Raw genomic sequence first — 22,290 nt, 5'->3', positions numbered from 1 at the left:
GGATCAGTCGCCCTGTTTCAGCCCCATCAGCGCAGCGGCAAAGGGGTTGTCGGGGTCGATCTGCTTTTCCTTCTTCGCGGGACGCGCCGAATAGGTCTTGGCACCCTGGTCCTGGCGCGGTCCGCCCTTGCGGCCCGGCTTGCCGCGGCCGCCGTCGCGGTCGCCGCCCTTGGCGCCGCGCGGCTTGCCCTTGCCTGCCGGCTTGCCGTCGCCCTGCGGACGGCGGTTCTGCTGGCGCTGGCCGCCGCCCTGGCGTCCGCCCCGGTTGCCGCCCCAGGTGAAGGTGAAGAACACTTCCATTTCCGGTTCGGCAGCAGCCTCTGCAGCGGTAGCCGCTTCGGGCTTGGCTTCTGCAGTGTCTTCCGCAGGTGCAGCCTCGGCCTCAGCAGCGGGAGCTTCGGCAGCGGCTTCCTCAGCCGGCACTGCGTCCGCAGATTCGGCAGCGGCATCAGCAACCGGGTCTTCAGCAACCGGGTCTTCAGCGGCAGGCGCCTCTTCAGCCGCGGCCTCAGCGGGCTTGACTTCGGCTTCTGCGGGCTTGGCTTCCGCTTCCGCCGCAGCCGGCTTCACCTTCTGGCGCTCGCCCTTTTCGGCCTTATAGCCCAGGCCCTGCATCAGATCGGCGAACTGCTCCAGTGTCATGCCGGTGATCGACAGCATGTCGGCCTTGGCTTCAAAGCCGCCGCGGCTGTCTTCGCCGCGCAGCATGTCGGCCAGACGCTCCAGCATGTCGATGCGGATCATCCGCTCCCCCGCCGCGCGGTAGCCGGACATGGTGTCATAGCCTTCGGGCGCGTCCTTGGCGGACGGCACAGTGACCAGGCCCGGAGGCGGGGATTCAGGGAAGTCCTGCAGACCGTTGGCCAGCGACCACAGCACCAGCCGCAGACGGGTCGGCGCCGGTTTCAACAGCAGCGGCATGAAGATTGTGAACTGGCCGAAACGGATGCCGTGCTTGCGCAGCGCGCCGCGGGCATCCTGATCCAGGTCCTTGACCTCTTGCGCGACACTTGCGCGCGGCAGCACGCCAAGGTTTTCAACCATGCGGAAGGCAAAGCCGCGCGCAAGGCCGGTCAGCTCTTCGTCCTTTTGCAAGGCCAGCAGCGGCTCAAACAGCGCGTTGACCTTGCGAGTGATGAAATGCAGCAGGCGGCGTTCCACCTTCTGGGCCACATCCGGTCCGGCGGACTCGTCCACAAAGACCTCGATCTGCGGGGTCAGCGCATCGGCGCCGGCAACCAGCTTGCCCACCGCATGCTCGCCCCACATCAGGCCGCCCTGCTCGGTGTAATCGATTTCGGTATCGGGCGCGTTATAGAACCGGTCCGCTCGCAGATGGAATTGCGGCGCCAAAGCCTGCAGCGAAGCCGCCTTCAAGGCTTTTGCCTCGGCACCCTGCGCTCCCTTGTCCGGGCTGAACCGGAACCCCTCGAGACGGCCGACGAATTCGCCTTCAACCGTCACTTCACCCTTGTCATTCACTTCGGCCAAAAGGGCCTCCTTCTGCTTGAGCCGGCGCAGCAACACAGACGTGCGCCGGTCCACAAATCTTTGCGTCAAGCGCTCGTGCAGCGCATCTGACAACCTGTCTTCTACAGCGCGCGTCTCCCCGCGCCAATGGCTTTCGTCACGCAGCCAGCCATTCCTTTGCGCGACATAAGTCCACGTGCGGATAAATGCCAATCTTTTCGACAGGGCATCGATGTTGCCGTCGGTGCGGTCAATCCGCTTGATCTGGCGCGCGATCCAGTCATCCGGCACCACGCCGCCGCCATGCAGATGCTCGAAAATCACCCCCAGCAGCGCAGCATGCTCCGCGTGGGAGATACCGCGGAAATCGGGAATCCGGCAGATATCCCACAGCAGCCGCACCGATTGCGCATTGGTGGTGCGGGAGAGGACCGCGGATTCGCGCGACAGCATTTTCAGCGCGCCCAGATCATCCGCCTCGCGCGCTTTGATCAGGTTTTCATCCGCAGGGCTTGCTTCGAGCGAATGGATAAGCGCCTCGATCGTGCCGAATTGCAGATCGGCGGAGCGCCAATTGAGCTTTTTCAGCGGCGTAAACTGGTGGTTCATGATCGCCGAGGCGGTGCCCTCGTCCAGCGGCCTTGCATCGCCGGTGACGCCGAAAGTGCCATGGCTCATCCCGCGGCCCGCCCTGCCGGCGATCTGGGCCAGCTCGTTCGGGGCCAGCTCGCGCATGCGGCGGCCGTCGAATTTTCTGGTAGAGGAAAACGCCACATGGTCGATATCCAGGTTCAGCCCCATGCCGATGGCATCGGTGGCGACCAGATAGTCGACCTCGCCGTTCTGGTAGAGCGCCACCTGAGCGTTGCGGGTGCGGGGGCTGAGCGCCCCCATCACCACAGCCGCACCGCCCTTCTGGCGGCGGATCAGCTCGGCGATCGCATAGACATTATCAACCGAAAACCCGACAATCGCGGTGCGCGGCGGCATCCGGCTTATCTTTTTCGAACCTGCATAGACCAGATCCGACATCCGCTCGCGCCGGTGGAACTCCACCCCCGGCACCAGCGCTGAAATCGGCCCGCGCATGGTGTCGGCGCCCAGAAACAGCGTCTCCAGCGTGCCGCGGGCGCGCAGCAGACGGTTAGTGAAGACATGACCGCGCTCTGGATCGGCACAGAGCTGGATTTCGTCGATCGCCAGAAAGTCGCAGCCCATTCCTTCGGGCATCGCCTCGACGGTGCAGATCCAGTATTGCGCCCGCGGCGGCACGATACGCTCCTCGCCGGTGACCAGCGCCACCACCGACGGCCCGCGGGCCGCCGCCACCTTGTCATAGACCTCGCGCGCCAGAAGCCGCAGCGGGAAGCCCATGACGCCAGTGCGGTAGCCCAGCATCCGTTCGATGGCATAGTGGGTTTTGCCGGTATTGGTCGGGCCCAGGACGGCCACGATCCGCGATGCGTTTGCCATTGCTTGAGCCCCCGCCCCGGTGGGGCTTACAGTTTCCGGCCCTCGACCAAGGGCGCCAGTCGTTCAAGGGCGCTGCTTACTTCCTCGTGGTGCGGATGTATAGCCTTGGCCCGCTGATAGGCCTGATAGGCGCGCTCGGGATTGCGGAACTGTTCGAACAGGGCGCCCAGCGCGTAGATCGCGTTGTAATCCCTGGGGTTCAGTGCCAGCGCGCGTTCCAGATCCGCCACTGAAGGCCCGTAAAGCCCCAGCGCGAAATAGACGCGGGCCCGTTCGTACCAGCCGCGGGCGAAATCCGGCGCATGATCGGTCAGCGCGGTCAAATGCTCTGCTGCCTGCTGCAAATCTCCGCGCTCCAGCGCGTCGGAGCCGCGCCGCAAGAGCAGATCCATCGCAGGCGAACCGCTCTTGGCCCAAAGCGCCTGCAGTTCGCGGTCGATGGCCGCAGCCTCGGACAGCTCCGCCGCGGCGAGGTTGCGCAGCAGCGCATCGGCGGAAAGCTGCTGCGCCGCACCTGCCCCGGGCAAGGAATACGTGACTGTGACCGCCGTTGCCGCCACGATAGCTTTGAGCTTTGGGAGATTTGCCAGCATGATGCCCCCAGTGTAATCCAGCGCGCGGCATTTTCCAGCATCGGATGCAAATGCTTCACAGGTTTGTGCTATGAAGCGCGCAGAACAGATTGAGGACGGACATGAGCGACACCCTTGCGCAGGCAGCTGAGGCCCTGAACCGCAAACTGGACGCAGGCGAATTTGACGCCTCCGCGAAATTCGAGATCGAAGGGCTGGGCTCCATCGTGCTTGATGGCGCAGGCGCCCGCGTCGGTGACGAAGACACCGATGTCACCATGAAGGCGGATGCCGACACATTTCAGTCGATCCTTGAGGGCGACCTGAACCCCACTGCCGCCTTCATGTCCGGAAAGCTGACCATTGATGGCGACATGGGCACCGCGATGAAGCTGGCCTCGGCCCTGTCCTGATGGACGGCGCCCCGATGGACCTGCCGGCCGCCCCCCTGTTCGCGGATATCGCGCGGGGGCCCGCAGGCGGCCGGGCCCATTGGCTGCGAACCTCAGACGGTGTGCGCATCCGCGCGGGCCACTGGTGCCCTGACGGCGAGGCAAAGGGCACGGTCCTGCTGTTTCCCGGGCGCACGGAATATATCGAAAAATACGGGCTGGCCGCGGCCGAGTTTGCGAATCGCGGCTTTGCCACCCTCACCGTGGACTGGCGCGGCCAGGGGCTGGCGGACCGGACGCTGCCAGACCGCCGCCTGGGCCATATCGACGACTTCAGCGATTTCCAGAAGGACGTGCAGGCGCTGACCCGTCTGGCAGAACAGCTGGACTTGCCGAAACCCTGGTTTCTAGTCGGCCATTCCATGGGCGGCGCCATCGGATTGCGCGCGCTGATGCAGGGGCTGGAGGTCCGCGCCTGCTGCTTTACCGGCCCGATGTGGGGCATCCAGATCCCGCCGCTGCTGCGCCCCCTGGCCAGTTTTCTAAGCAGCGTTGCGCCGTTTCTGCGTCTGGACAAATTGCTGCTGCCGACAACGGCGCTGGAGCATTATGTGCAGATCACCCCGTTTGAGGGCAACACGCTGACCACCGATCCGGACATGTACCGCATGATGCATGCCCAGTTGGCGGCACAGCCCGATCTGGTGCTTGGCGGACCAACGATCCAGTGGCTGCGCGTCAGCCTGCAGGACTGCGCCTGGCTGGCACAGCAGCCGTCGCCCGCCCTGCCCTGCATCACCTTTGTTGGCTCCGGCGAGCAGATCGTCAACACGGGTGCCATCCATGACCGGATGGGCCGCTGGCCCGGCGGCGAGCTGGATTTAATCAGAGGCGCCCAGCATGAAGTGATGATGGAAACCCCGGAAATCCGCGCGCATGTGTTTTCCAGCATGTGCCGCCTGTTTGAGCAATACCGCAGCTGACGTCCCGTTGCCTGTGCGGCGCACGCCCCGTTTACCCGGCCCTTACCCGCTTCTGTCATTCTCTCCCGGTTCCGCGCCCCGCCGCTTGTGATCCCGCAAGCCGCCCCTTAGATGTTGGTCAAAGCATTTCACATGACAGGAGCCCGCATGTTCCAGCTTCCCTTCCCCGTTCGCGACGCAAACGCCACCGCCGGTTCCGGCGGCCTCGGCAATCTGCCGGAATGGGACCTCAGCGATCTTTATGCGTCTGAGGACGCCCCCGAACTGGCCCGCGATCTGGACTGGCTTGAGCAGGAATGCGCCGCTTTTGCTGCCAACTATGAGGGCAAGCTGGCCGATCTGGACGCAGACGGTCTGCTGCAATGCGTCGAGCGCAATGAGAAGATCAACAACATCGCCGGCCGCATCATGTCCTTTGCCGGCCTGCGCTACTATCAGCTGACCACCGATGCCGGCCGCGCCGCCTTTCTGTCGGACTGCCAGGAAAAGGTGACCGTGGCCACCACCCCGCTGGTGTTCTTCACGCTGGAGCTGAACCGGATCGAAGACGGCGCGATGCAGGCGCATCTGGCCGCCAATGCGGACCTTGCCCGCTATGCCAGCGTGTTCCGCCGCATCCGCGCGATGAAGCCCTATCAGCTGTCGGATGAGCTGGAACGGTTCATGCACGATCTCGGCATCGTCGGCGATGCCTGGGAGAAACTGTTTGACGAGACCATCGCCGGCCTGACCTTCACCGTCGATGGCGAAGAGCTGACCATCGAAGGCACCCTGAATCTGCTGACCGACCCGGACCGCGCCAAACGCGAGGCGGCAGCGCGTGAACTGGCTGCCGTCTTTGCTGACAACGTCAAAACCTTTGCCCGTGTTCACAACACCCAGGCTAAGGAAAAGGAAATCATCGACCGCTGGCGCGGCATGCCCAGCCCGCAGACCGGCCGCCACCTGTCCAACGATGTGGAGCCCGAGGTGGTCGAAGCGCTGCGCGAGGCTGTCGTCGCCGCCTACCCCAAGCTGAGCCACCGCTATTACGAACTGAAGCGAAAATGGCTGGGCCTGGACGTGATGCAGGTCTGGGACCGCAACGCGCCGCTGCCGCTGGAAGACCCCCGCACCATCACCTGGGAGCAGGCGGAAAAGACCGTGATGGACGCCTATAACGCCTTCGACCCCCGCATGGGTGAGATCGCAGCGCCCTTCTTTTCGGACGGCTGGATCGATGCAGGTGTGAAGCCCGGCAAGGCGCCGGGTGCCTTTGCCCATCCGACCGTCACCAATGTGCACCCTTACGTGATGCTCAACTATCTCGGCAAACCGCGCGACGTGATGACCCTGGCGCATGAGCTGGGCCACGGCGTGCATCAGGTGCTGGCAGCGGAACAGGGCGAGATGCTGTCCTCCACCCCGCTGACGCTGGCGGAAACGGCCTCCGTGTTTGGCGAAATGCTCACCTTCCGCAAGATGCTGGATAAGGCCGAGACCAAGGAACAGCGCAAGGTGCTGCTGGCGGGCAAGGTCGAGGACATGATCAACACGGTGGTGCGCCAGATCGCGTTCTATGACTTTGAATGCAAACTGCATGCGGCCCGCGCCGAGGGCGAGCTGACCCCGGATGACATCAACGCCATCTGGATGTCGGTGCAAGCCGAGAGCCTGGGCGAGGCGTTTGAGTATATGGATGGCTACGAGACCTTCTGGGCCTATATCCCGCATTTCGTGCATTCGCCCTTCTATGTCTACGCCTATGCCTTTGGCGACGGGCTGGTGAACGCGCTCTACTCGGTCTACGCCTCAGGCGCGGAAGGGTTCGAGGACAAGTATTTCGAGATGCTCAAGGCGGGTGGCTCCAAACATCACAAGGAACTGCTGGCCCCCTTCGGCCTTGATGCCACCGACCCGAAATTCTGGGACAAGGGCCTGTCGATGATCTCCGGCTTCATTGATGAACTGGAAGCAATGGAGGGCTGATGCCCCTTACCCTGCGCCCGGTTGCCCGCAGCAAATTTGACAGGGTTTCCCATTTTCAGGTGGAGCCGGATCAGATCCGCTATCCCGGCACCGTGGCGCAGGCGTTTGAAGAAAATGAGAACGGCGTGGATTTCCATGCCGTCCTTGAGGCAGATCGCGCGGTGGGTTTCTTCCAAATAGACCAACTGTATCATGAGACCTTAAGCTTGGTCCGCGCTGATGACCTGGGCCTGGGTGCCTTCATGATTGATCGCGTCGCGCAAGGCAGAGGCTATGCACCTGCTGCCGTTGCGGCGCTGATGACCTATCTGACAGCGCGCCACCCGGACCGCCGTGCTGTGATGCAGTGACCGCAATGCCGGCCCCGGCTACTTCAGCTGGCTGTCTTTCGAGCCGCGCCGGTTGAAGCCGCCGCGCGCCTGATGCGCGCCATCGCGTTCCTGCTGGCAGTCGATGCAGAGCTTGACGCCGGGAATGGCCGCACGGCGCTTCTCGGGGATCGGCTCCTCGCATTCGGCGCAATGGGTCAGGCTTTCGCCCACCGGGCGTTTCTGCGCCTTCAGCCGCGCAAGCTCGTCATTGATCGACGCTTCAATCTGTTCATTCACTGCGCCGTCCTGCGCCCAGCCGCCTGCCATGGACCGTCCTCCTGTACCAGAGGAAGTGAATGTAAGGCCGCACAGGCGCTCTGCCTAGGGCTGCCTGAAAGCAATTCCCGAGTAAATCTATCAACTAATTGATTTCATTGCATTTTCTGTTGACCAGCGCCTTGGGTGCGGCTAAACAGAAAACAGAAATTGCACGCAAGCCAGAATCACCAGGCCGCCAGCAGCCAGCTCTCCAGCCATCCTTCGGGACAGCCAGACCGCAAGCAACGCCAGCAACCAGAGTGATTTCAGCCAGCCACGCGTAAAACCGTCAGCCAGCGTTTCTGCCAGCCTCCCATTCAGCCGCGCACCCAGCCCTATTGCCAGGCCCGTGCCAGACAGGGTTCACAGCCAGCTTTCAGGGCAGCAAGCCTGACGCGATGTTCCGCGCGCGAACCATTGAACCAGGACCCCTGCCGTAAAGCCAGCGTCATTGTCAGCTGACAAAAAAGGCGGTGCCCGGCACCGCCTTATCCGTCTGCCGCCGGGCGCGGGGATCAGGCGCCGGCCAGCATGCCTTTTTCACTCGCCAGTTCGCGCATCTTTTTCTGCAGCTTCTCAAATGCCCGCACTTCGATCTGACGGATCCGCTCGCGGCTGACATTATACTGCGCGCTCAGCTCTTCAAGGGTGACCGCCTGATCCATCAGACGGCGCTGGGTCAGGATGTCCTTTTCCCGGTCGTTCAGCACGTCCAGCGCAGCGGCCAGAAGCTCGCGGCGGGCCTCCAATTCGTCGCGGGCCTCGTAATCGCCGGCCTGATCGGCATCCTCGTCTTCCAGCCAATCCTGCCATTGCATCGTGCCCTCGCCCTCGGAGCCGACGGTGGCATTCAGTGATGCGTCCCCGCCCGACATGCGGCGGTTCATCGACACCACTTCGTCCTCAGTCACGCCAAGGTCGGTTGCGATCCGTTTGACATTCTCGGGCCGCAGATCGCCATCTTCGAGGGCGCCGATGCGGGCCTTGGCCTTGCGCAAGTTGAAGAACAGCTTTTTCTGTGCCGAGGTTGTGCCCAGCTTGACCATCGACCAGGACCGCAGGACATATTCCTGAATCGAGGCGCGGATCCACCACATCGCATAGGTTGCCAGCCGGAAACCCTTTTCCGGATCGAATTTCTTAACCGCCTGCATCAGGCCGACATTCGCTTCCGAAATCACTTCGGCCTGCGGCAGGCCATAACCGCGGTAGCCCATGGCGATCTTGGCCGCGAGCCTAAGATGGGAAGTCACCATCTTGTGGGCCGCCGCTGCGTCCTGCTCCTCGACCCAGCGCTTGGCCAGCATGTATTCCTCTTCCGGCTCCAGCAGTGGAAACTTGCGGATTTCCTGGAGATACCGGTTCAGACCGCCTTCGGGCGTCGGGGCAGGCAGGTTTGCATAATTCGCCATATAAAGTGTCCCTCCCAGAATGTATAAGGACTTAACATTAGCGCATATGTGTTAGCGCCAAATCCTTTTCAAGGACTGCTTAAGCAATTCTTCTATGTTAGCCCGGCTAAGCGCGTCTGTGAATTGCATCACATGCTGGAACACGCTTAATTGCTGGCAATTTACTGGCGCAGCGCCGCCAGCAAGTCTGCCATGTCCTGCGGCAGCGGCGCTTCAAACCTAATCGGTTCGCCCGTCACCGGGTGATCGAACCCCAGAACCGCAGCGTGAAGCGCCTGGCGCGGGAAGGACTGCACAGCCGCCTGTGCGGCCGCGTTCAAGGCCTTGGCCGCCAGTTTGCGGCGCCCGCCATAGGTGGGATCCCCCACCAGCCCGTGGCCGGCATGGGCCATATGCACCCGGATCTGGTGGGTGCGGCCGGTTTCCAGCCAGCATTCGATCAGCGCCGCGCAGGCCGGATTGCCGAACCCCTCGCAGATGCGGGCACGGGTCACCGCGTGGCGGCCGCCCTGGAACAGTACCGCCTGACGTTGCCGGTCGGTCTTGTGACGGGCCAGCTGGGTGGTGAGCTTGAGGATATTGCCGGGTTCGAAACTGGCGCCCTTGACGCCGCGCAAGCGCGGGTCGTTGCCATCGGGCACGCCATAGCAGACCGCCTGATAATAGCGCTCCACCGAGTGTTTTTCGAATTGCACTGCCAGCCCCTGATGGGCGGCATCGGATTTCGCCACCACCAACAGGCCGCTGGTTTCCTTGTCGATCCGGTGCACGATTCCGGGGCGCTTGACGCCGCCGACACCCGAAAGGCTGCCGCCGAAATGATGCAGCAGCGCATTGACCAAAGTGCCGGAGGGGGAGCCTGGCGCCGGATGCACAACCATGCCTGCGGGTTTATTGATGACGATCAGGTCGTCGTCTTCGAACACGATCTCCAACGGGATGTCTTCGGGACCGATGTGGCTGTCCTCAGCCTCCTCCACGGTGATCACGATTTGCGCGCCGGCCTCGGCCTTTGCCTTGGCATCCTGCACCACGGCGCCATCCACTGTCAGCGCCCCCTCTTCGATCAGCCGGGCCAGACGGGTGCGCGACAGCGCCGCCTCCTCTGGCACATCGCGCGAAACCGCTTTATCAAGCCGCTTAGGCGGGTTTTCCGCGATGACAAACTCAATCCGGCGGCTGCCCATGACTGATCCTTCCGAGACCGAAACCCAACAGGAACCACCGCAGATCCGGTTCCTGCGGCGGCTGGTGACCACGCTGACCGTGGTGATGATTGGCGGGCTTGTATTGATAATCTCACTGCTTGTCATCCGCTTGCAGGCAGGCGATGCGCCGCTGCCTGCAGAAATCGCACTGCCCGACGGGGTAAAGGCCGAAGCAGTAACCCTGGGACGCGGCTGGATTGCTGTGGTCAGCGAGGACAACCGCATCCTGATTTTCGACCGCGAGTCCGGCGCGCTGCGCCAGGAAGTGCAGATCAAGGACTGACCCGGCGGGGTCAGGACCTGAGCAGCACCTTGTTGGAATCGATAGCCGCGGCGATCTGGGCGTATTGGGCCTGCCGCTCCTGCGCGGTTTCGGCGCTGCGCAGCAGAACTGTGCCTGCGTCCTCGAAGATTCGGGCGGCTTCCCGGTTCACTGCGGCCTGAGCCGACGGCCGGACAGGCGTCAGCGGCCGGGCGGTGCGTTCAGCGGGATTTGCGGAACTGGTGACGCTGACCCTGCTCCGTCCCGGGTCGCGGTTCTGGCGGGCCAGCCGCTTCAGCCGGGCCGAGGTGTCCTGCAGCACGCCGCGCACCTCGTCGTAGTCGGTGCCCGCCGGGATGCCATCCGCAGCAGCTTCCAGCCGTTCGGAGAGGCAATCGACCTGCAGTGCCGAATCGCCTGTGGCGCGGCAGAAGGCCTTGGCAGCGGACAGAGTGCCCAAAAGCTCGGTCAGAAAAGCAGCCGAACCGAATTCCCCGGCGGGCACCACCACCGTGTAGACCAGGGGCCCGGTGGCCTGTGCCAGTGCGGGTGCTGCAGCAAGACCCAGGCAGGAAACCCCTGCGGTCAAGCTCTTGACGGCTGTCTTTAACATATCGTTACCCTCGCATCCCCCGGATGAACCGCGCCAAGCGGGACCGCAGCTGCGCGGCATCTTGCCGGAACATCCCTGCTGCAGCGCCGCCATGTTGCCTGGCACCCGGGCCTTCATTAACCTTAAGATGTTCCATAGCATAAGGTTGTTTTATCATGGTCACCAGTATCTTGCGGGCAGCGGCATTGATTATCCCGCTGTCTCTTGCCGCACCGCCCGTTTTTGCGCAGGCCACGGACGCTGCGTTGAACGAAGCCAAGCGGCGTGTGGCCTGCGGTGCCGGCGTTCCGATCTCCGCCACCTATCTGGCAAACGGTACGCTGCAGGTGACCTGCCAGGCTCCGGGCACCGAGGCTGTGGCCCAGGCCGCTGCAGGCGGTCTGCCGGACACCGGACTGTCAGCCGGGGCAACCGCCGGAGCCGTTGCAGGCGTGCTGTTCCTGGTTCTCATTGCCGATGATGACAATGGCACCGGGACCACCACAACGACCACCAGCACAACCGATTAAGGCCTGCCCCGCTGCCGGGGGCTGCTGGAGCGCTTCTTGCAAGTGCTCCAGCAGATCAGGCCGCACCGTCCGGCACAGCGCCAGTGCGCTTGCCGCCCCCGCAGCAAACCGCAGACCCGCACCGAATTGCGTGGTCTGACGTCTCCCCTGCCGATCCCCCCGCGATTCTGGCTTCCGGGCTGGACGAGAGACGCAAACCAGCCGACCGTTTAGCAGCCGGTGGAACTTGGATTGGAGGGAACCCGCATTTAGATTGCGGCTGCAATAACCGCGCCCTGCACAGGCCTGGACCGGTACCGCAGCAGAGATTGACCGAATTGGTGGATTGGGTGGTACCACCTCCCCGGCTCGAACGGGGGACCTCCTGATCCACAATCAGGCGCTCTAACCAACTGAGCTAAGGCGGCACTGTGGGGTCATTTATAGCACGTCCCGGAGGCGTGCAAGAGGTTTTTTTTCCTTTCCGCCGCAGAAATCCGCCGCACCGGATTGCCTGGTCCGACGGTCCGGACCCGGCCGCAGTGCGCGGCCTAAAGTGACCCACAACCCGTTGCAAACAAGCGCATTTTTCCGCTTCAATCAAGGTGCCTGACTGTCTGAAACCGGAAAGGACAACCGCCAGGTTTGCTCCACCAGATCCTGCCCATAGCTGTGCACCGGACGGCTGTCCGTCAGCTGCCAGCCGAAAGCCCGGTAAAGCGCGCAGGCGGTCTGGTGGCTTTCATGGGTTTTCAGCATCATGCCCTGGTACCCGGCTGCACGGGCAAACGCCATGCATTCACGCAGCAGCCGCTTGCCCAGCCCCTTGCCGCGCGCCGCAGGCGTCAGCAGGAACAGCCGGAGCTGCGCTGTGGCGGCATCCTTTTTCATGCAAAACACCGTGCCCAGCCGCTCGCCGCCGCCTTCCGCCATCCAGCCGCGTTCGCAGGCAGGATCGTGGTCAGCGCAGAAACTGTGCAGAATATCGGCGACCAGCGGTCCGAAGGTGTCATCGAACCCGGCCTCGCGGGCGTAGAGATCCTGGTGGCGGGCGGCCAGCCATTGCATGTCGGTTGGAGCGAATCGGCGCAGGGTCACATTCATCATGCAAACAGCATAACGCAAAGCCGGCTTGCGTTTCAGCCTGCCCCGGGCTAGCACCGGCCGCAATCCGCTGACCGGCATTGGAGTGTACTATGAGTATCAACACCGAACGCGACATCGAGGCAAACATGCAAATCGGCCCGACCGATCAGGGTATGGTGCGGATTTTCATTGATACCGGCAGCGTTGAAATCCCGATGGATTTCGACCCGGAAGAAGCCGAGGAGATCGCCGAGGAGATCCGCGCCGCAGCCCAAGCCGCGCGCAGCGTCAAGTAACACAGCCATCGCGGCACGCCCTCTCTGCCTGATCTCTGACAAGGCAGCATCAAGAGCGCATCCAGCGCGCCGCAGGCGCGCTGCCGGGCCCAAGGCCGCCAAGCGTGCCCCGGCGCAAGCGGGGCACCTGCGGGCGCTAGAGGCCCGCCAGTACTCATTCCTCCGGCGTGTCGCCTGCTGCGCCGCCCAGCAGCAGCCCGTCGCAGCCAAGGCGCGGATCGCGCAGAGCCTGAAGGCGGCGGGCGGAATCCATCGCGAACTTCTGAATCAGCTTTTTGCGGCGCGCCGGCGGCAGCCTATCTTCCGGCGCCATGCGGATGATCTCGGCATAATAAGGGTCTGCAATGATCAGCCCGGAGCCCTCCGGCAGCAGCTCGGTTGGAAACGCCAAATCCACCGCCCAGAAAAAGCGGTCGCACCAGTCCAGATAGCCCTCCCACTTGCTGTCGGACTGGAAATCAGCGCGGCTGGACTTGCACTCGATCACCCACAGCTCCCCCTTGGGGCCCAGCGCCATCACATCGACACGCAAGCCCCGGACCGGCACAAATTCTTCCAGCGGCGCATAGCCCAGCGAGCGCAGGTAGCGCGCGACCCCGCGGGCGAGTTTCTGTCCGGGCTGAAGATCCTCCATCATGCGGGAGAATGTGAACAATCAGGGAACAAATTGCAATCCTGCGGATTTACCCGGAATTCGCCTGCCGTCGCTGCGTTCCCCTTGTAACAGCAGTCCGGGAAGACTATTTACGGCCTTGGCGGGTTCTGCCCTTCTTGTGACAGGCAGCATTCCAGTGGCCTTAAGCAATTCCACGGGAGCTGGCTCTGTTCGGACCCTGGTCCGTTTACCTGGCGCCCACCTGTACATACAGGTCCCCGGGAATCAAAGCCGCACGGTTGTTTGGTGGTCCCGCCGCATTTTCCCTAATCCCACAACCAAAAACCGCGCCTTCCGGATGGAAAGCGCGGGCTGCAATAACAGCTTGCTCCAGGTTCAGCGGCCGCTGCGCAACTGGTGCTGGCGCTGAGAAGGCTGATCAGCCGGCACCCGCACCGGCTGGAATTCCTTTACCACCGGCGTGCCGCGGCCGGGGCCGCCATCCTTTTCGGCCATGGCCATCACCGCCCAGCCGAACTGCACGCCGGCAAAAACGATTCCATGCATGAACCACAACAGGAAAACCGCCAGCAGGCCCGCGTCAGACCCGGAGACCAGCGCCCAGAGGTTCATCACATCGAACCACAGCAGCAGCGCCACAAAGACAGCCGCGATTCCAAAGCCGATCACGACGTTGCGGATATACATCTTCACCAGTTCAGGCATCTCGGTCCTCCAGAATTGCAACAAGAGGTTATCAGTCTTTGCAACGCCGTCCAGCGCTTCCGGAGGAATGAGCGGAATTTGCCGCACCCCTTGCGGGCCGTTAGCCAGCAAACAAAAAGGGGCGCACTCTGCAGCGCGCCCTTTTTTTTAACCGATACCCGAAATTACCGCCTCAGAAGGCTTCCGGTTTGGCTTCGCGCGCCATGTGGTCCAGCACCGCGTTGACGAATTTCGGCTCCTTGCCTTCGGGAAAGAAGGCGCGGGCGATGTCGACAAACTCGTTGATCACCACTTTGGGCGGGGTGTCGGATTGCGTCAGCTCTGAACCCGCGGCGCGGAACAGCGCGCGCAAGGTGGGATCGATCCGGGCAATCGGCCATTTCGCCACCAGCGCCCGGTCAGTCATCTGGTCGATCTGCGCCTGATGGTTCACGGCTTCGCGTATCAGCTTGCGGAAGACTTTGTTGTCCCCCTCCGCCATTTCGTCCCCCTCATAGACAGCGCCAAAACGGTGGTCCTCAAACTCGACGATCACCTTGTCGAAGGTAAGGCCGCTATGCTCCATCTGGAACAGCGCCTGCACGGCATATAGCCGGGCTGCCGATCTCATCTGATTCTTGCCGTTGCCCTTGGGGCGGCTGTCCTGGGTGCTCATGCGCTGGTGGATCCGTTGTCTGTTCCGGCGACCTGGTACGCCCCGGTGGGCGCCTTGAAACCGATGCCTTTGGTCTGGGCGCCCCACTTACGCGTGAGTGCGATCAGATGCAAGGCCGCAGCTGCCGCGCCGCCGCCTTTGTTCTGATCCGCGGTATCGGCGCGCACTTCGGCCTGTTTGCGGTTTTCCACGGTTAGAATGCCATTGCCGATGCACAGGCCCTGCAGGCCCATCAGCTGGATCGCGCGGCTGCTGTCGTTGCAGACGGTTTCATAATGGGTGGTTTCGCCGCGGATCACGCAGCCCAGCGCCACGTAGCCGTCATAATTCGAGGTGCGGTCGGCGATTGCAATCGCGGTGGGCACTTCCAGCGCACCGGGCACTTCGACGATTTCAAAGGTTCCGCCCGCAGCCTCGATTTCAGCCACGGCACCGGTCACCAGATTGTCGGCAATATCCTTGTAGTAGGGCGCCACAACAATCAGAATTTTTACCGGCTTGTCAAACTCGGCGCGCGGCAGGGTGTAGTGGGTTTCATGTCCAGCCATTTCATGCGTCCTTCAGAATGGGGCGGCTGCCGGTGATGGACAGCCCATAAGCATCCAGCCCGACATATTTGGTCGAGGGCGAGTCGGTCAGCAGGACCAATTCGTTCAAGCCCAGGCTTGACAGGATCTGCGCACCGATGCCGGTCTGTTTGATGGTCACTGTCCGCGCGCCGTCTTCCTCATTGGCATAAAGCGCATTGCGCGGCTGCCGGAACAGGGTCACCACGCCGCGGCCTTCCTCGGCAATGATCTCCATCGCGCGGGGCAGCTGGCGGGCTGATTTCGGGCCAAGGCCCAGGATGTCCGTTGCCTCATGCAGTGCATGGGTGCGCACCAGAACCGGCTCCGGCGTGGTTATGTCGCCCTTGATCATCACCACATGCTCGATGCCGTGGGTCTGGTCGGTGAACAGGCGCATCTCCCAGTCGCCGCCGATTTCCGAGGTCACGGTCTCGCGCGAGGTTTCCGTCACCAGATTGTCGTTGCGGGCCCGGTAGGTGATCAAGTCGGAAATCGTGCCAATTTTCAGCCCGTGCGTCGCGGCGTATTCCACCAGATCGGGCAGCCGCGCCATGGTGCCGTCTTCCTTCATGATCTCGCAGATCACCGAAGACGGGTAATGGCCAGCCAGGCGGGCCACGTCGCAGCCGGCCTCGGTATGGCCGGCACGGACCAGAACCCCGCCCCTTCGAGCGCGAAGGGGAAACACATGGCCGGGAGTGGCGATGTCAGCGGCGGTGTTTTCCGGGTCGATGGCAGTGGCCACGGTCAGTGCGCGATCCGCGGCAGAGATGCCGGTGGACACGCCCTCACGCGCCTCGATCGAGACGGTAAAGGCGGTCTCGTGGCGCGACGAATTATGCAGTGCCATCATCGGCAGACCCAGCTCTTCGATCCGCTCGGCCGGCAGGGTCAGGCAGATCAGGCCGCGGCCATGGGTGGCCATGAAGTTGATCGCAGCGGCATCCGCAGCTTGCGCCGGGATCACCAGGTCGCCTTCGTTCTCGCGGTCCTCATGATCGACAAGAATGAACATGCGGCCCTGGCGGGCCTCTTCGATGATGTCTTCAATCGGGCTGATGGCATCGCGCAATTGCGCCTCAACCGGCCCCGGTGTTTCAAAGCTCATATGGCAGCCTTTCAATGCGCATGGGCAGCACGCCTGGCACTGCGGGTTCTTTCCCTGCCAGATAGCCCACAGACGGAGCAAATGCCAGTCCCGCAAGCGGCAACACGGGATCCGGACGCGGCCTGTGCGCGGATGCACAGCCCGCACTGGCAATGACCCGCCCCTTATCGGCAGCTCAGGCGGCTGACAGCAGGGGGGTTCGCACACCCGCGCCAGCGATGCGCCCGGCCCAACGCCTCCGGCGGCGTTTCAATGCAGCCCGAGGAAACGGGAGGATCCTGGATGCTGACAAGGGGCAGTGCCCCTCGGCCTGACCGTTTCACCCTGGAGTATTTCCCCCAGAAAGAAGCTGGTCAGCCGGCCTCGTTAAGCCGGGCAACATAGCGCGCCAGCGTGTCGATCTCCAGATTCACCAGATCACCCAGCTTCACATCGCCCCATGTGGTGACTTCTTTGGTGTGCGGGATAAAATTGATGCCGAAGTCGCAGCCGTCCACATCATTTACTGTCAGCGAGGTGCCGTTCAACGCGACCGAGCCCTTGGGGGCGATGAAGCGTGCGAGGTCCTTCGGAGCGCGCAGGGTGACGCGGGTGCTATCCCCCTCATCGTGCAACTCCACCACCTCGGCAACGCCATCCACATGGCCGGAGACGATATGACCTCCCAGCTCATCTCCCACCTTCAGCGCGCGTTCCAGATTGACCCGTTTCCCGACAAACCAGCCCTTGTGGTTGCCCGAGGTATCAATATTCGTCTTGGAGATCGTCTCTGCAGAAATCTGCACATCGTACCAATCAATGCCCAGCGCGACCACCGTGAGGCAGACCCCATCAGAGGCAATGGAAGCCCCCATATCGATGGTTCCCGTGTCATAGCTGGTCGTGATGCGGGCGCGCAGGTCGCCCTGCTGCTCCAGTTCGGCAATGATGCCTACATCAGTGATGATGCCAGTAAACATGGGTCCGCTCCCCGCAGGTGTATGTCATTCCTGCCGCAGAGGTAGCCAAGCTGCGCGCGCTCCACAAGCCCTGGCTTGCCCTACCGTCCCCGGCGGCCATAGTTTCGCCCCAGTCACTTGTTAATCAATTCTTGAGATCGCCACTGCCCATCTGACACTGAGGTGCCAAGCCCCCCGATGAATCACCGCAGCTTTCTGTTTCTGCAGGGCCCGCACGGTCCGTTTTTTGCCGCGCTCGGCCGGATGCTGCGGACGGCGGGCTGCGATGTGGCCCGGGTAGGGTTCAATGCGGGCGATCAGGCATTCTGGCGCGGCAAGGACAGCTATATTCCCTTCACCGGCAGCCTGCAGGACTGGCCGGATGTTCTGGCCGGACTGCTGGATAGCCGCGGCATCACTGATATTGTGCTGTATGGCGACACCCGCCCGCTTCACGCCAGCGCGGTCGAGGCCGCGCAACAGCGCGGCCTCACCGTGCATGTCTTTGAAGAAGGCTATCTGCGCCCCTACTGGGTGACTTACGAGCGCGGCGGCGCAAATGGCCATTCGCGGCTGATGGAGATGGGCGTTGCGGAAATGCAGCAAGCCCTGGCGCTGTCCGACATGGAGACGCCGCTGCCGCCGGCCCATTGGGGCGATATGCGCCAGCACGTGTTCTACGGTGCGCTGTACCACTGGTTCGTGATGTTCCGAAACCGCAAATACCGCAATTTCCGCCCCCACCGGTCGCTGACGGTAACCAAGGAATTCCGGCTTTACCTCAAGCGGTTGCTGCTGATGCCAGCCCAGGCGCTGGAGCGGCGGATGGCGGAACGGCGTATCCGCAACGGCGGGTTCCCCTATCATCTGGCGTTGCTGCAGCTTGAGCATGACAGCTCCTTTCAGATGCATTCGCCGTTCTCCAGCATCGGCGAATTTCTGCAGGAGGTGATCCGCGGCTTTGCCGAAGGCGCCCCGCGCCACCATCACCTGGTGATCAAGGCGCATCCGCTGGAGGACGGCCGCGCCCAGGTGCGCCGCACCCTGCGCCGTCTGGCGCGCGACCACGGCATCGAAGACCGGGTTCATTATGTGCGCGGCGGCAAGCTGGCGCGGCTGCTGAACGAAGCGCGCACTGCGGTGACCGTCAATTCCACCGCCGGCCAGCAGGTGCTGTGGCGCGGCATTCCTCTGCGGGTGTTCGGGCGCGCGGTTTACGGCAAGCCGGAGTTTGTCTCCGAGCAGCCCCTGGCGGACTTCTTTGCCGCCGCCAGCCGCCCGGACAGCCGCGCCTACAAGGATTACCGCCGTTTCCTGCTAGAAACCTCGCAAGTGCCCGGCGGCTACTACTCCCGCGAGGGGCGCCGCCAGCTGCTGCGCCAAGTCGCCGACATGATGCTGGCCGACGAGGACCCCTATGATGCGCTGCGCCTGGGCACAGCGGCACCGCGGCAACAGTTGCGTCTGGTGACCTGAACCAACCGGGCCCTGAGGCTGGCTTTTTCCCTGCCGGCAGGTTAGGTTGCCGCTAAAACTTGAGGCAAACAATAATTGGTCGAGGAGACCGAGCAGTGAAATCCGTTCCCCTTCGCTGGGCGCGTCCGGTGGCAATGCTTGCGGCATTTGCCCTTGCGGTCTCTTGCGGGTTGCCCAAGGTCGGCCCTAACAAGCGCCAGATCTTTGCCGGATCCGTGCAGCGGGAAGGCGATGCCTTCATCGTATCCGTCAACGACCGCGTCGCCCGTGCCACAGCCGTTGTTCCGGCCCTTGGCTTTTCTTCCGGCTTCACCTCTGCGGGCCGGCTCACCTCGGACACCATCCGTCCCGGAGACGTGCTAGGGCTGACGGTCTGGGAGAATGTGGATGACGGGCTGCTGGCGGCCGAGGCCACCAACTCCACCGTGCTGGAGGAGGTTCAAGTCGACAGCGCCGGCTATATCTTCGTGCCTTACGCAGGCCGCTTGCGCGCTTCCGGCAATACCCCCGACCAGCTGCGCGAGACCATCACCAGAAAGCTAGAAGACCAGACCCCCGACCCGCAGGTTCAGGTGCGCCGCCTGGCCGGTGACGGTGCCACGGTCAGTCTGACGGGCGCTGTCGGCGGCCAGGGCGTCTATCCGATCGAACGCCCGACCCGGACCCTGTCCTCCATGCTGGCCAAGGCAGGCGGCGTGACAATCTCGCCGGAAATCGCCCAGGTCACCGTGATCCGGGGTCAGGAAAAGGGCAAGATCTGGTTCCAGGATCTGTTCGACCATCCGGAGCTGGACGTGGCCCTGCGCGGCGGCGACCGTATCCTGGTGGAAGAAGACACCCGCTCCTTCACCGCCTTGGGCGCGACCTCAGCCCAAGCGCGGGTGCCGTTCGAAAGCCAGGACCTCTCGGCGCTGGAAGCCATCGCCCAGGTCGGCGGGCTGATTTCCACCGCCTCCGATCCGACCGGTGTGTTTGTGCTGCGCAATGAGCCGGCCGAGATCGCCAACCAGGTGCTGGGCCGCGACGACCTGATCGGCGCGCAGCGGTTGGTCTATGTGCTGAACCTGACCCAGCCGAACGGGCTGTTTGTCGCCCGCGATTTCGTGATCCGCGACAACGACACCCTTTATGTCACCGAAGCACCCTACGCCCAGTGGACCAAGACCATCTCGCTGCTTGTGACGCCGGTGGGGTCGCTGTCGAGCGTGTCGGCCGCCCTGGGCGATTAATCAGCCAATGCGCCTGATGCCAGGCCGGACAAAAGCCGGGAGCACGTCTTCCCGGCTTTTTGTTTTCAACGGCGGTTTTCTGACCCAGCGCCGGGTGCGGCGGATTCTGCAGCATTGCGGTTATGGCATCCGGCTGGGGCTGCCGCAGGCCGAGGATCTGGTTGGTATCTGGGGCGCCTCGCCCACTGCGCACCGGGGCATTGCAGTCGCCGAACAGCGCGGCTGCGGGCTGGTCAGGGTCGAGGATGCCTTTCTGCGTTCACTCTACCCCGGCCGTGCAGGCGAGCCGCCTTTGGGGCTGCTACTGGATCAGGCAGGGGTGCATTTCGACGCAGAACAGCCGTCGGAGCTGGAACAGATGCTGACCGGCCACCCGCTGGATGACGCGCATCTGATGCGCCGGGCACGCGATGCGATTGCCCGGCTCAAGCACGCCAATCTCAGCAAATACAACGCCTTTGATCCCGCGACCCCGGTGCCGGAACCGGGCTATGTTCTGGTTGCGGATCAGGCGCGCGACGACGCCTCGGTCACTGCATCACGCGCTGATCGGGCGCGGTTTCTGGAAATGCTTGCCTTTGCCCAGGAAGAGCACCCTGGCGCGCGGGTGCTGATCAAGACTCACCCTGAGACATTGCGCGGTTACCGGGCGGGTTATTACGATGCCAAGGACGCGCAGGGGCGGGTGGAACTGTTCACCGCCAGTGTATCGCCCTGGGCGCTGCTGGAGGGGGCCGTCGGAGTTTATACTGTCTCCTCGCAGCTGGGATTTGAAGCAATCCTGGCAGGCCACAAGCCGCGTGTCTTCGGACAGCCGTTCTACGCGGGTTGGGGGCTGAGCATTGACGACGCCCCGCCCCCCCGCAGGCAGCGGCGGCTGACGCGGGCTCAACTGTTTGCAGCCGCGATGATTCTCTATCCGAAGTGGTACAACCCTTTCCGGGATGAGTTGTGTGATCTGGAGACAGTTCTTGATAACTTGGAGGCACGGGTGCGGGCCTGGCGGGACGATCACCGCGGCTGGACCGCATCGGGCATGCGGATGTGGAAGCGCAAGCCCCTGCAGAGGTTCTTTGGCGCCGAGACGCGGGTGCTGTTCACAGAAGACCCGGCCAGGGCGCAGGCAAGCGGGCGCATGCGGATGGTCTGGGCCGGCAAGACGAACGCGGCGCATGACGGCGCTGTGCGGGTAGAGGACGGCTTTCTGCGGTCCCGCGGGCTGGGCGCGGAACTGGTGCCGCCTCTGTCGCTGGTGACTGACCGCCAGGGGATCTACTACGACCCGCGCCAGCCGTCGGATCTGGACACGCTGATTGCCCGCCGGGTTGAGATGACCCAGGCAGAGGAGCTGCGGGCCGAACATCTGGTGCGGTCTCTGGTCCAGGGCGGCGTGTCGAAATACAATCTCGGCGGAACCGCCCCGGCCCTGCCCGAGGGCCACCGGATCCTGGTGCCTGGCCAAGTGGAGGATGACGCCTCGATCCTTTGCGGCGCCGGTGCGGTGAGAACCAACCTGGATCTGTTGCGCGCGGTGCGTCAGGCCAACCCGGAGGCGGTGATTATATACAAGCCGCATCCGGATGTGGAGGCGGGCCTGCGCAAGGGCCAGGTTGCGGCAGAGGGGCTGGCCGATGCGGTTGCCTCCCGTGCGGACCCCATGGCCCTGCTGGGCGCGGTGCAGGAGGTCTGGACGATGACCTCTCTTCTGGGGTTTGAGGCGCTGCTGCGCGGGGTGCCGGTCACCACGCTGGGAGCACCGTTTTACGGAGGCTGGGGCCTGACTGCCGATCTGGCTCCAGTGCCGCCGTGGCGGCAAGCCCGCGTCACGCTCCTGGGCCTCGTCCATGCGGCGCTGATCGACTACCCGCGCTATTTCGACCCGGTGACCGCCCAGCCCTGCCCTGTGGAAGTGGCGGTGATGCGCCTGCGCGAAGGGCACTTGCCGCACCCGGGGGTTGGCAACCGTCTGCTCTCCAAACTTCAAGGACTATTCGCCACCTACGCCCATCTGTGGCGCTGACCACCCTGGCAAGCTTAAAACGGAAGGCTCCCGCGCCCGCAGCGCACCCTGACTGACGCCAGCCCGCCCTTGGCGGCCTTGGGCGTAGAGCATGACACATGCTCCGCCGACGGACGGGAAAG

The 22,290-nt window shown here is 63.4% G+C and carries 23 protein-coding genes and 1 tRNA gene; 10 read left to right on the top strand and 14 right to left on the bottom strand.

Annotated features, from left to right (window positions below; genetic code table 11):
* Window positions 1-3: 3 nt before the first annotated feature.
* Both AC0KW6_RS12205 and AC0KW6_RS12200 read right to left on the bottom strand, forming a co-directional pair.
* Window positions 4-2,943 (bottom strand): helicase-related protein, encoded by a 2,940-nt coding sequence (locus AC0KW6_RS12205; RefSeq protein ID WP_474034994.1) that lies wholly within the window; start codon window positions 2,941-2,943, stop codon window positions 4-6.
* Between the two features lie 26 nt (window positions 2,944-2,969).
* Window positions 2,970-3,536 carry a tetratricopeptide repeat protein gene (locus tag AC0KW6_RS12200; protein ID WP_474034993.1) on the bottom strand — a complete coding sequence of 189 codons (567 nt, stop codon included), beginning with the start codon at window positions 3,534-3,536 and terminating at the stop codon, window positions 2,970-2,972.
* Window positions 3,537-3,637: 101 nt separating this feature from the next.
* Here AC0KW6_RS12200 and AC0KW6_RS12195 point away from each other — a divergent pair, with 101 nt between their 5' ends.
* From AC0KW6_RS12195 to AC0KW6_RS12180, 4 genes are all read left to right on the top strand, one after another.
* The gene (locus AC0KW6_RS12195; protein WP_323776849.1) at window positions 3,638-3,928 is read left to right on the top strand and encodes an SCP2 sterol-binding domain-containing protein; all 291 of its coding nucleotides are present in this window, start codon (window positions 3,638-3,640) and stop codon (window positions 3,926-3,928) included.
* Window positions 3,928-4,890 (top strand): alpha/beta hydrolase, encoded by a 963-nt coding sequence (locus AC0KW6_RS12190; protein ID WP_474034992.1) that lies wholly within the window; start codon window positions 3,928-3,930, stop codon window positions 4,888-4,890. Before AC0KW6_RS12195 ends, AC0KW6_RS12190 begins: the two co-directional genes overlap by 1 nt.
* A gap of 147 nt (window positions 4,891-5,037) precedes the next feature.
* Complete coding sequence (locus AC0KW6_RS12185) at window positions 5,038-6,858, top strand: M3 family oligoendopeptidase (protein ID WP_474034991.1); 1,821 nt, start codon at window positions 5,038-5,040, stop codon at window positions 6,856-6,858.
* Entirely contained in the window at window positions 6,858-7,208 is a 351-nt protein-coding gene (locus tag AC0KW6_RS12180) for a GNAT family N-acetyltransferase (protein WP_323776843.1), read from the top strand. The genes AC0KW6_RS12185 and AC0KW6_RS12180 overlap by 1 nt, the downstream gene beginning before the upstream one ends.
* An 18-nt stretch (window positions 7,209-7,226) precedes the next feature.
* On the opposite strand, the gene AC0KW6_RS12175 is transcribed toward AC0KW6_RS12180, so the two are convergent.
* The 3 genes from AC0KW6_RS12175 to AC0KW6_RS12165 form a co-directional block, all read right to left on the bottom strand.
* On the bottom strand, window positions 7,227-7,496 hold the full coding sequence (locus AC0KW6_RS12175) for a DksA/TraR family C4-type zinc finger protein (RefSeq protein WP_323776841.1): 270 nt from the start codon (window positions 7,494-7,496) through the stop codon (window positions 7,227-7,229).
* 506 nt (window positions 7,497-8,002) lie between these two features.
* Window positions 8,003-8,899, bottom strand: coding sequence for an RNA polymerase sigma factor RpoH (rpoH, locus tag AC0KW6_RS12170; protein WP_323776839.1), 897 nt, complete (start codon window positions 8,897-8,899; stop codon window positions 8,003-8,005).
* 161 nt (window positions 8,900-9,060) lie between these two features.
* Complete coding sequence (locus AC0KW6_RS12165) at window positions 9,061-10,086, bottom strand: RluA family pseudouridine synthase (protein ID WP_474034990.1); 1,026 nt, start codon at window positions 10,084-10,086, stop codon at window positions 9,061-9,063.
* Here AC0KW6_RS12165 and AC0KW6_RS12160 point away from each other — a divergent pair.
* Window positions 10,085-10,390, top strand: coding sequence for a DUF6476 family protein (locus tag AC0KW6_RS12160; protein ID WP_323776835.1), 306 nt, complete (start codon window positions 10,085-10,087; stop codon window positions 10,388-10,390). The two genes, AC0KW6_RS12165 and AC0KW6_RS12160, sit on opposite strands and share 2 nt — an antisense overlap.
* 10 nt (window positions 10,391-10,400) lie before the next feature.
* On the opposite strand, the gene AC0KW6_RS12155 is transcribed toward AC0KW6_RS12160, so the two are convergent.
* Window positions 10,401-10,982, bottom strand: a complete 582-nt coding sequence (locus tag AC0KW6_RS12155; protein WP_323776833.1) for a hypothetical protein — start codon at window positions 10,980-10,982, stop codon at window positions 10,401-10,403.
* A 155-nt stretch (window positions 10,983-11,137) separates the two neighbouring features.
* Here AC0KW6_RS12155 and AC0KW6_RS12150 point away from each other — a divergent pair, with 155 nt between their 5' ends.
* The gene (locus AC0KW6_RS12150) at window positions 11,138-11,491 is read left to right on the top strand and encodes a hypothetical protein (RefSeq protein ID WP_323776831.1); all 354 of its coding nucleotides are present in this window, start codon (window positions 11,138-11,140) and stop codon (window positions 11,489-11,491) included.
* Between the two features lie 330 nt (window positions 11,492-11,821).
* On the opposite strand, the gene AC0KW6_RS12145 is transcribed toward AC0KW6_RS12150, so the two are convergent.
* A tRNA-His gene (locus AC0KW6_RS12145) sits at window positions 11,822-11,898 on the bottom strand.
* A 172-nt stretch (window positions 11,899-12,070) separates the two neighbouring features.
* Window positions 12,071-12,577 carry a GNAT family N-acetyltransferase gene (locus tag AC0KW6_RS12140; RefSeq protein ID WP_323776829.1) on the bottom strand — a complete coding sequence of 169 codons (507 nt, stop codon included), beginning with the start codon at window positions 12,575-12,577 and terminating at the stop codon, window positions 12,071-12,073.
* An 89-nt stretch (window positions 12,578-12,666) separates the two neighbouring features.
* Here AC0KW6_RS12140 and AC0KW6_RS12135 point away from each other — a divergent pair, with 89 nt between their 5' ends.
* On the top strand, window positions 12,667-12,852 hold the full coding sequence (locus AC0KW6_RS12135) for a DUF6324 family protein (protein WP_044008416.1): 186 nt from the start codon (window positions 12,667-12,669) through the stop codon (window positions 12,850-12,852).
* Between the two features lie 154 nt (window positions 12,853-13,006).
* Here AC0KW6_RS12135 and AC0KW6_RS12130 read toward each other — a convergent pair whose 3' ends face one another.
* The 6 genes from AC0KW6_RS12130 to AC0KW6_RS12105 form a co-directional block, all read right to left on the bottom strand.
* The gene (locus AC0KW6_RS12130; RefSeq protein ID WP_323776824.1) at window positions 13,007-13,489 is read right to left on the bottom strand and encodes an MmcB family DNA repair protein; all 483 of its coding nucleotides are present in this window, start codon (window positions 13,487-13,489) and stop codon (window positions 13,007-13,009) included.
* Window positions 13,490-13,843: 354 nt separating this feature from the next.
* The gene (locus tag AC0KW6_RS12125) at window positions 13,844-14,173 is read right to left on the bottom strand and encodes a hypothetical protein (protein WP_323776822.1); all 330 of its coding nucleotides are present in this window, start codon (window positions 14,171-14,173) and stop codon (window positions 13,844-13,846) included.
* 172 nt (window positions 14,174-14,345) lie between these two features.
* Complete coding sequence (gene nusB, locus AC0KW6_RS12120; protein WP_024090825.1) at window positions 14,346-14,828, bottom strand: transcription antitermination factor NusB; 483 nt, start codon at window positions 14,826-14,828, stop codon at window positions 14,346-14,348.
* Window positions 14,825-15,376 carry a 6,7-dimethyl-8-ribityllumazine synthase gene (locus AC0KW6_RS12115; protein WP_474034989.1) on the bottom strand — a complete coding sequence of 184 codons (552 nt, stop codon included), beginning with the start codon at window positions 15,374-15,376 and terminating at the stop codon, window positions 14,825-14,827. The genes nusB and AC0KW6_RS12115 overlap by 4 nt, the downstream gene beginning before the upstream one ends.
* A gap of 1 nt (window position 15,377) precedes the next feature.
* Window positions 15,378-16,505, bottom strand: a complete 1,128-nt coding sequence (gene ribB, locus AC0KW6_RS12110; RefSeq protein WP_323776818.1) for a 3,4-dihydroxy-2-butanone-4-phosphate synthase — start codon at window positions 16,503-16,505, stop codon at window positions 15,378-15,380.
* A gap of 353 nt (window positions 16,506-16,858) precedes the next feature.
* The gene (locus AC0KW6_RS12105; RefSeq protein WP_323776816.1) at window positions 16,859-17,464 is read right to left on the bottom strand and encodes a riboflavin synthase; all 606 of its coding nucleotides are present in this window, start codon (window positions 17,462-17,464) and stop codon (window positions 16,859-16,861) included.
* A 177-nt stretch (window positions 17,465-17,641) separates the two neighbouring features.
* Between AC0KW6_RS12105 and AC0KW6_RS12100 the strand changes: the two genes are divergently transcribed.
* The 3 genes from AC0KW6_RS12100 to AC0KW6_RS12090 all read left to right on the top strand — a co-directional run bounded on the left by AC0KW6_RS12100 (window position 17,642) and on the right by AC0KW6_RS12090 (window position 22,168).
* Window positions 17,642-18,919 carry a capsule biosynthesis protein gene (locus AC0KW6_RS12100; RefSeq protein ID WP_474034988.1) on the top strand — a complete coding sequence of 426 codons (1,278 nt, stop codon included), beginning with the start codon at window positions 17,642-17,644 and terminating at the stop codon, window positions 18,917-18,919.
* Window positions 18,920-19,014: 95 nt separating this feature from the next.
* Window positions 19,015-20,148 carry a polysaccharide biosynthesis/export family protein gene (locus AC0KW6_RS12095; protein WP_323776813.1) on the top strand — a complete coding sequence of 378 codons (1,134 nt, stop codon included), beginning with the start codon at window positions 19,015-19,017 and terminating at the stop codon, window positions 20,146-20,148.
* Between the two features lie 7 nt (window positions 20,149-20,155).
* Entirely contained in the window at window positions 20,156-22,168 is a 2,013-nt protein-coding gene (locus AC0KW6_RS12090; RefSeq protein ID WP_474034987.1) for a capsular polysaccharide biosynthesis protein, read from the top strand.
* Window positions 22,169-22,290: the final 122 nt, after the last annotated feature.

Source organism: Leisingera sp. SA215, from assembly GCF_055902035.1.
The sequence above is the reverse complement of the archived record's forward strand: the minus strand, read 5'-3'. Positions and strand labels throughout refer to the sequence as shown.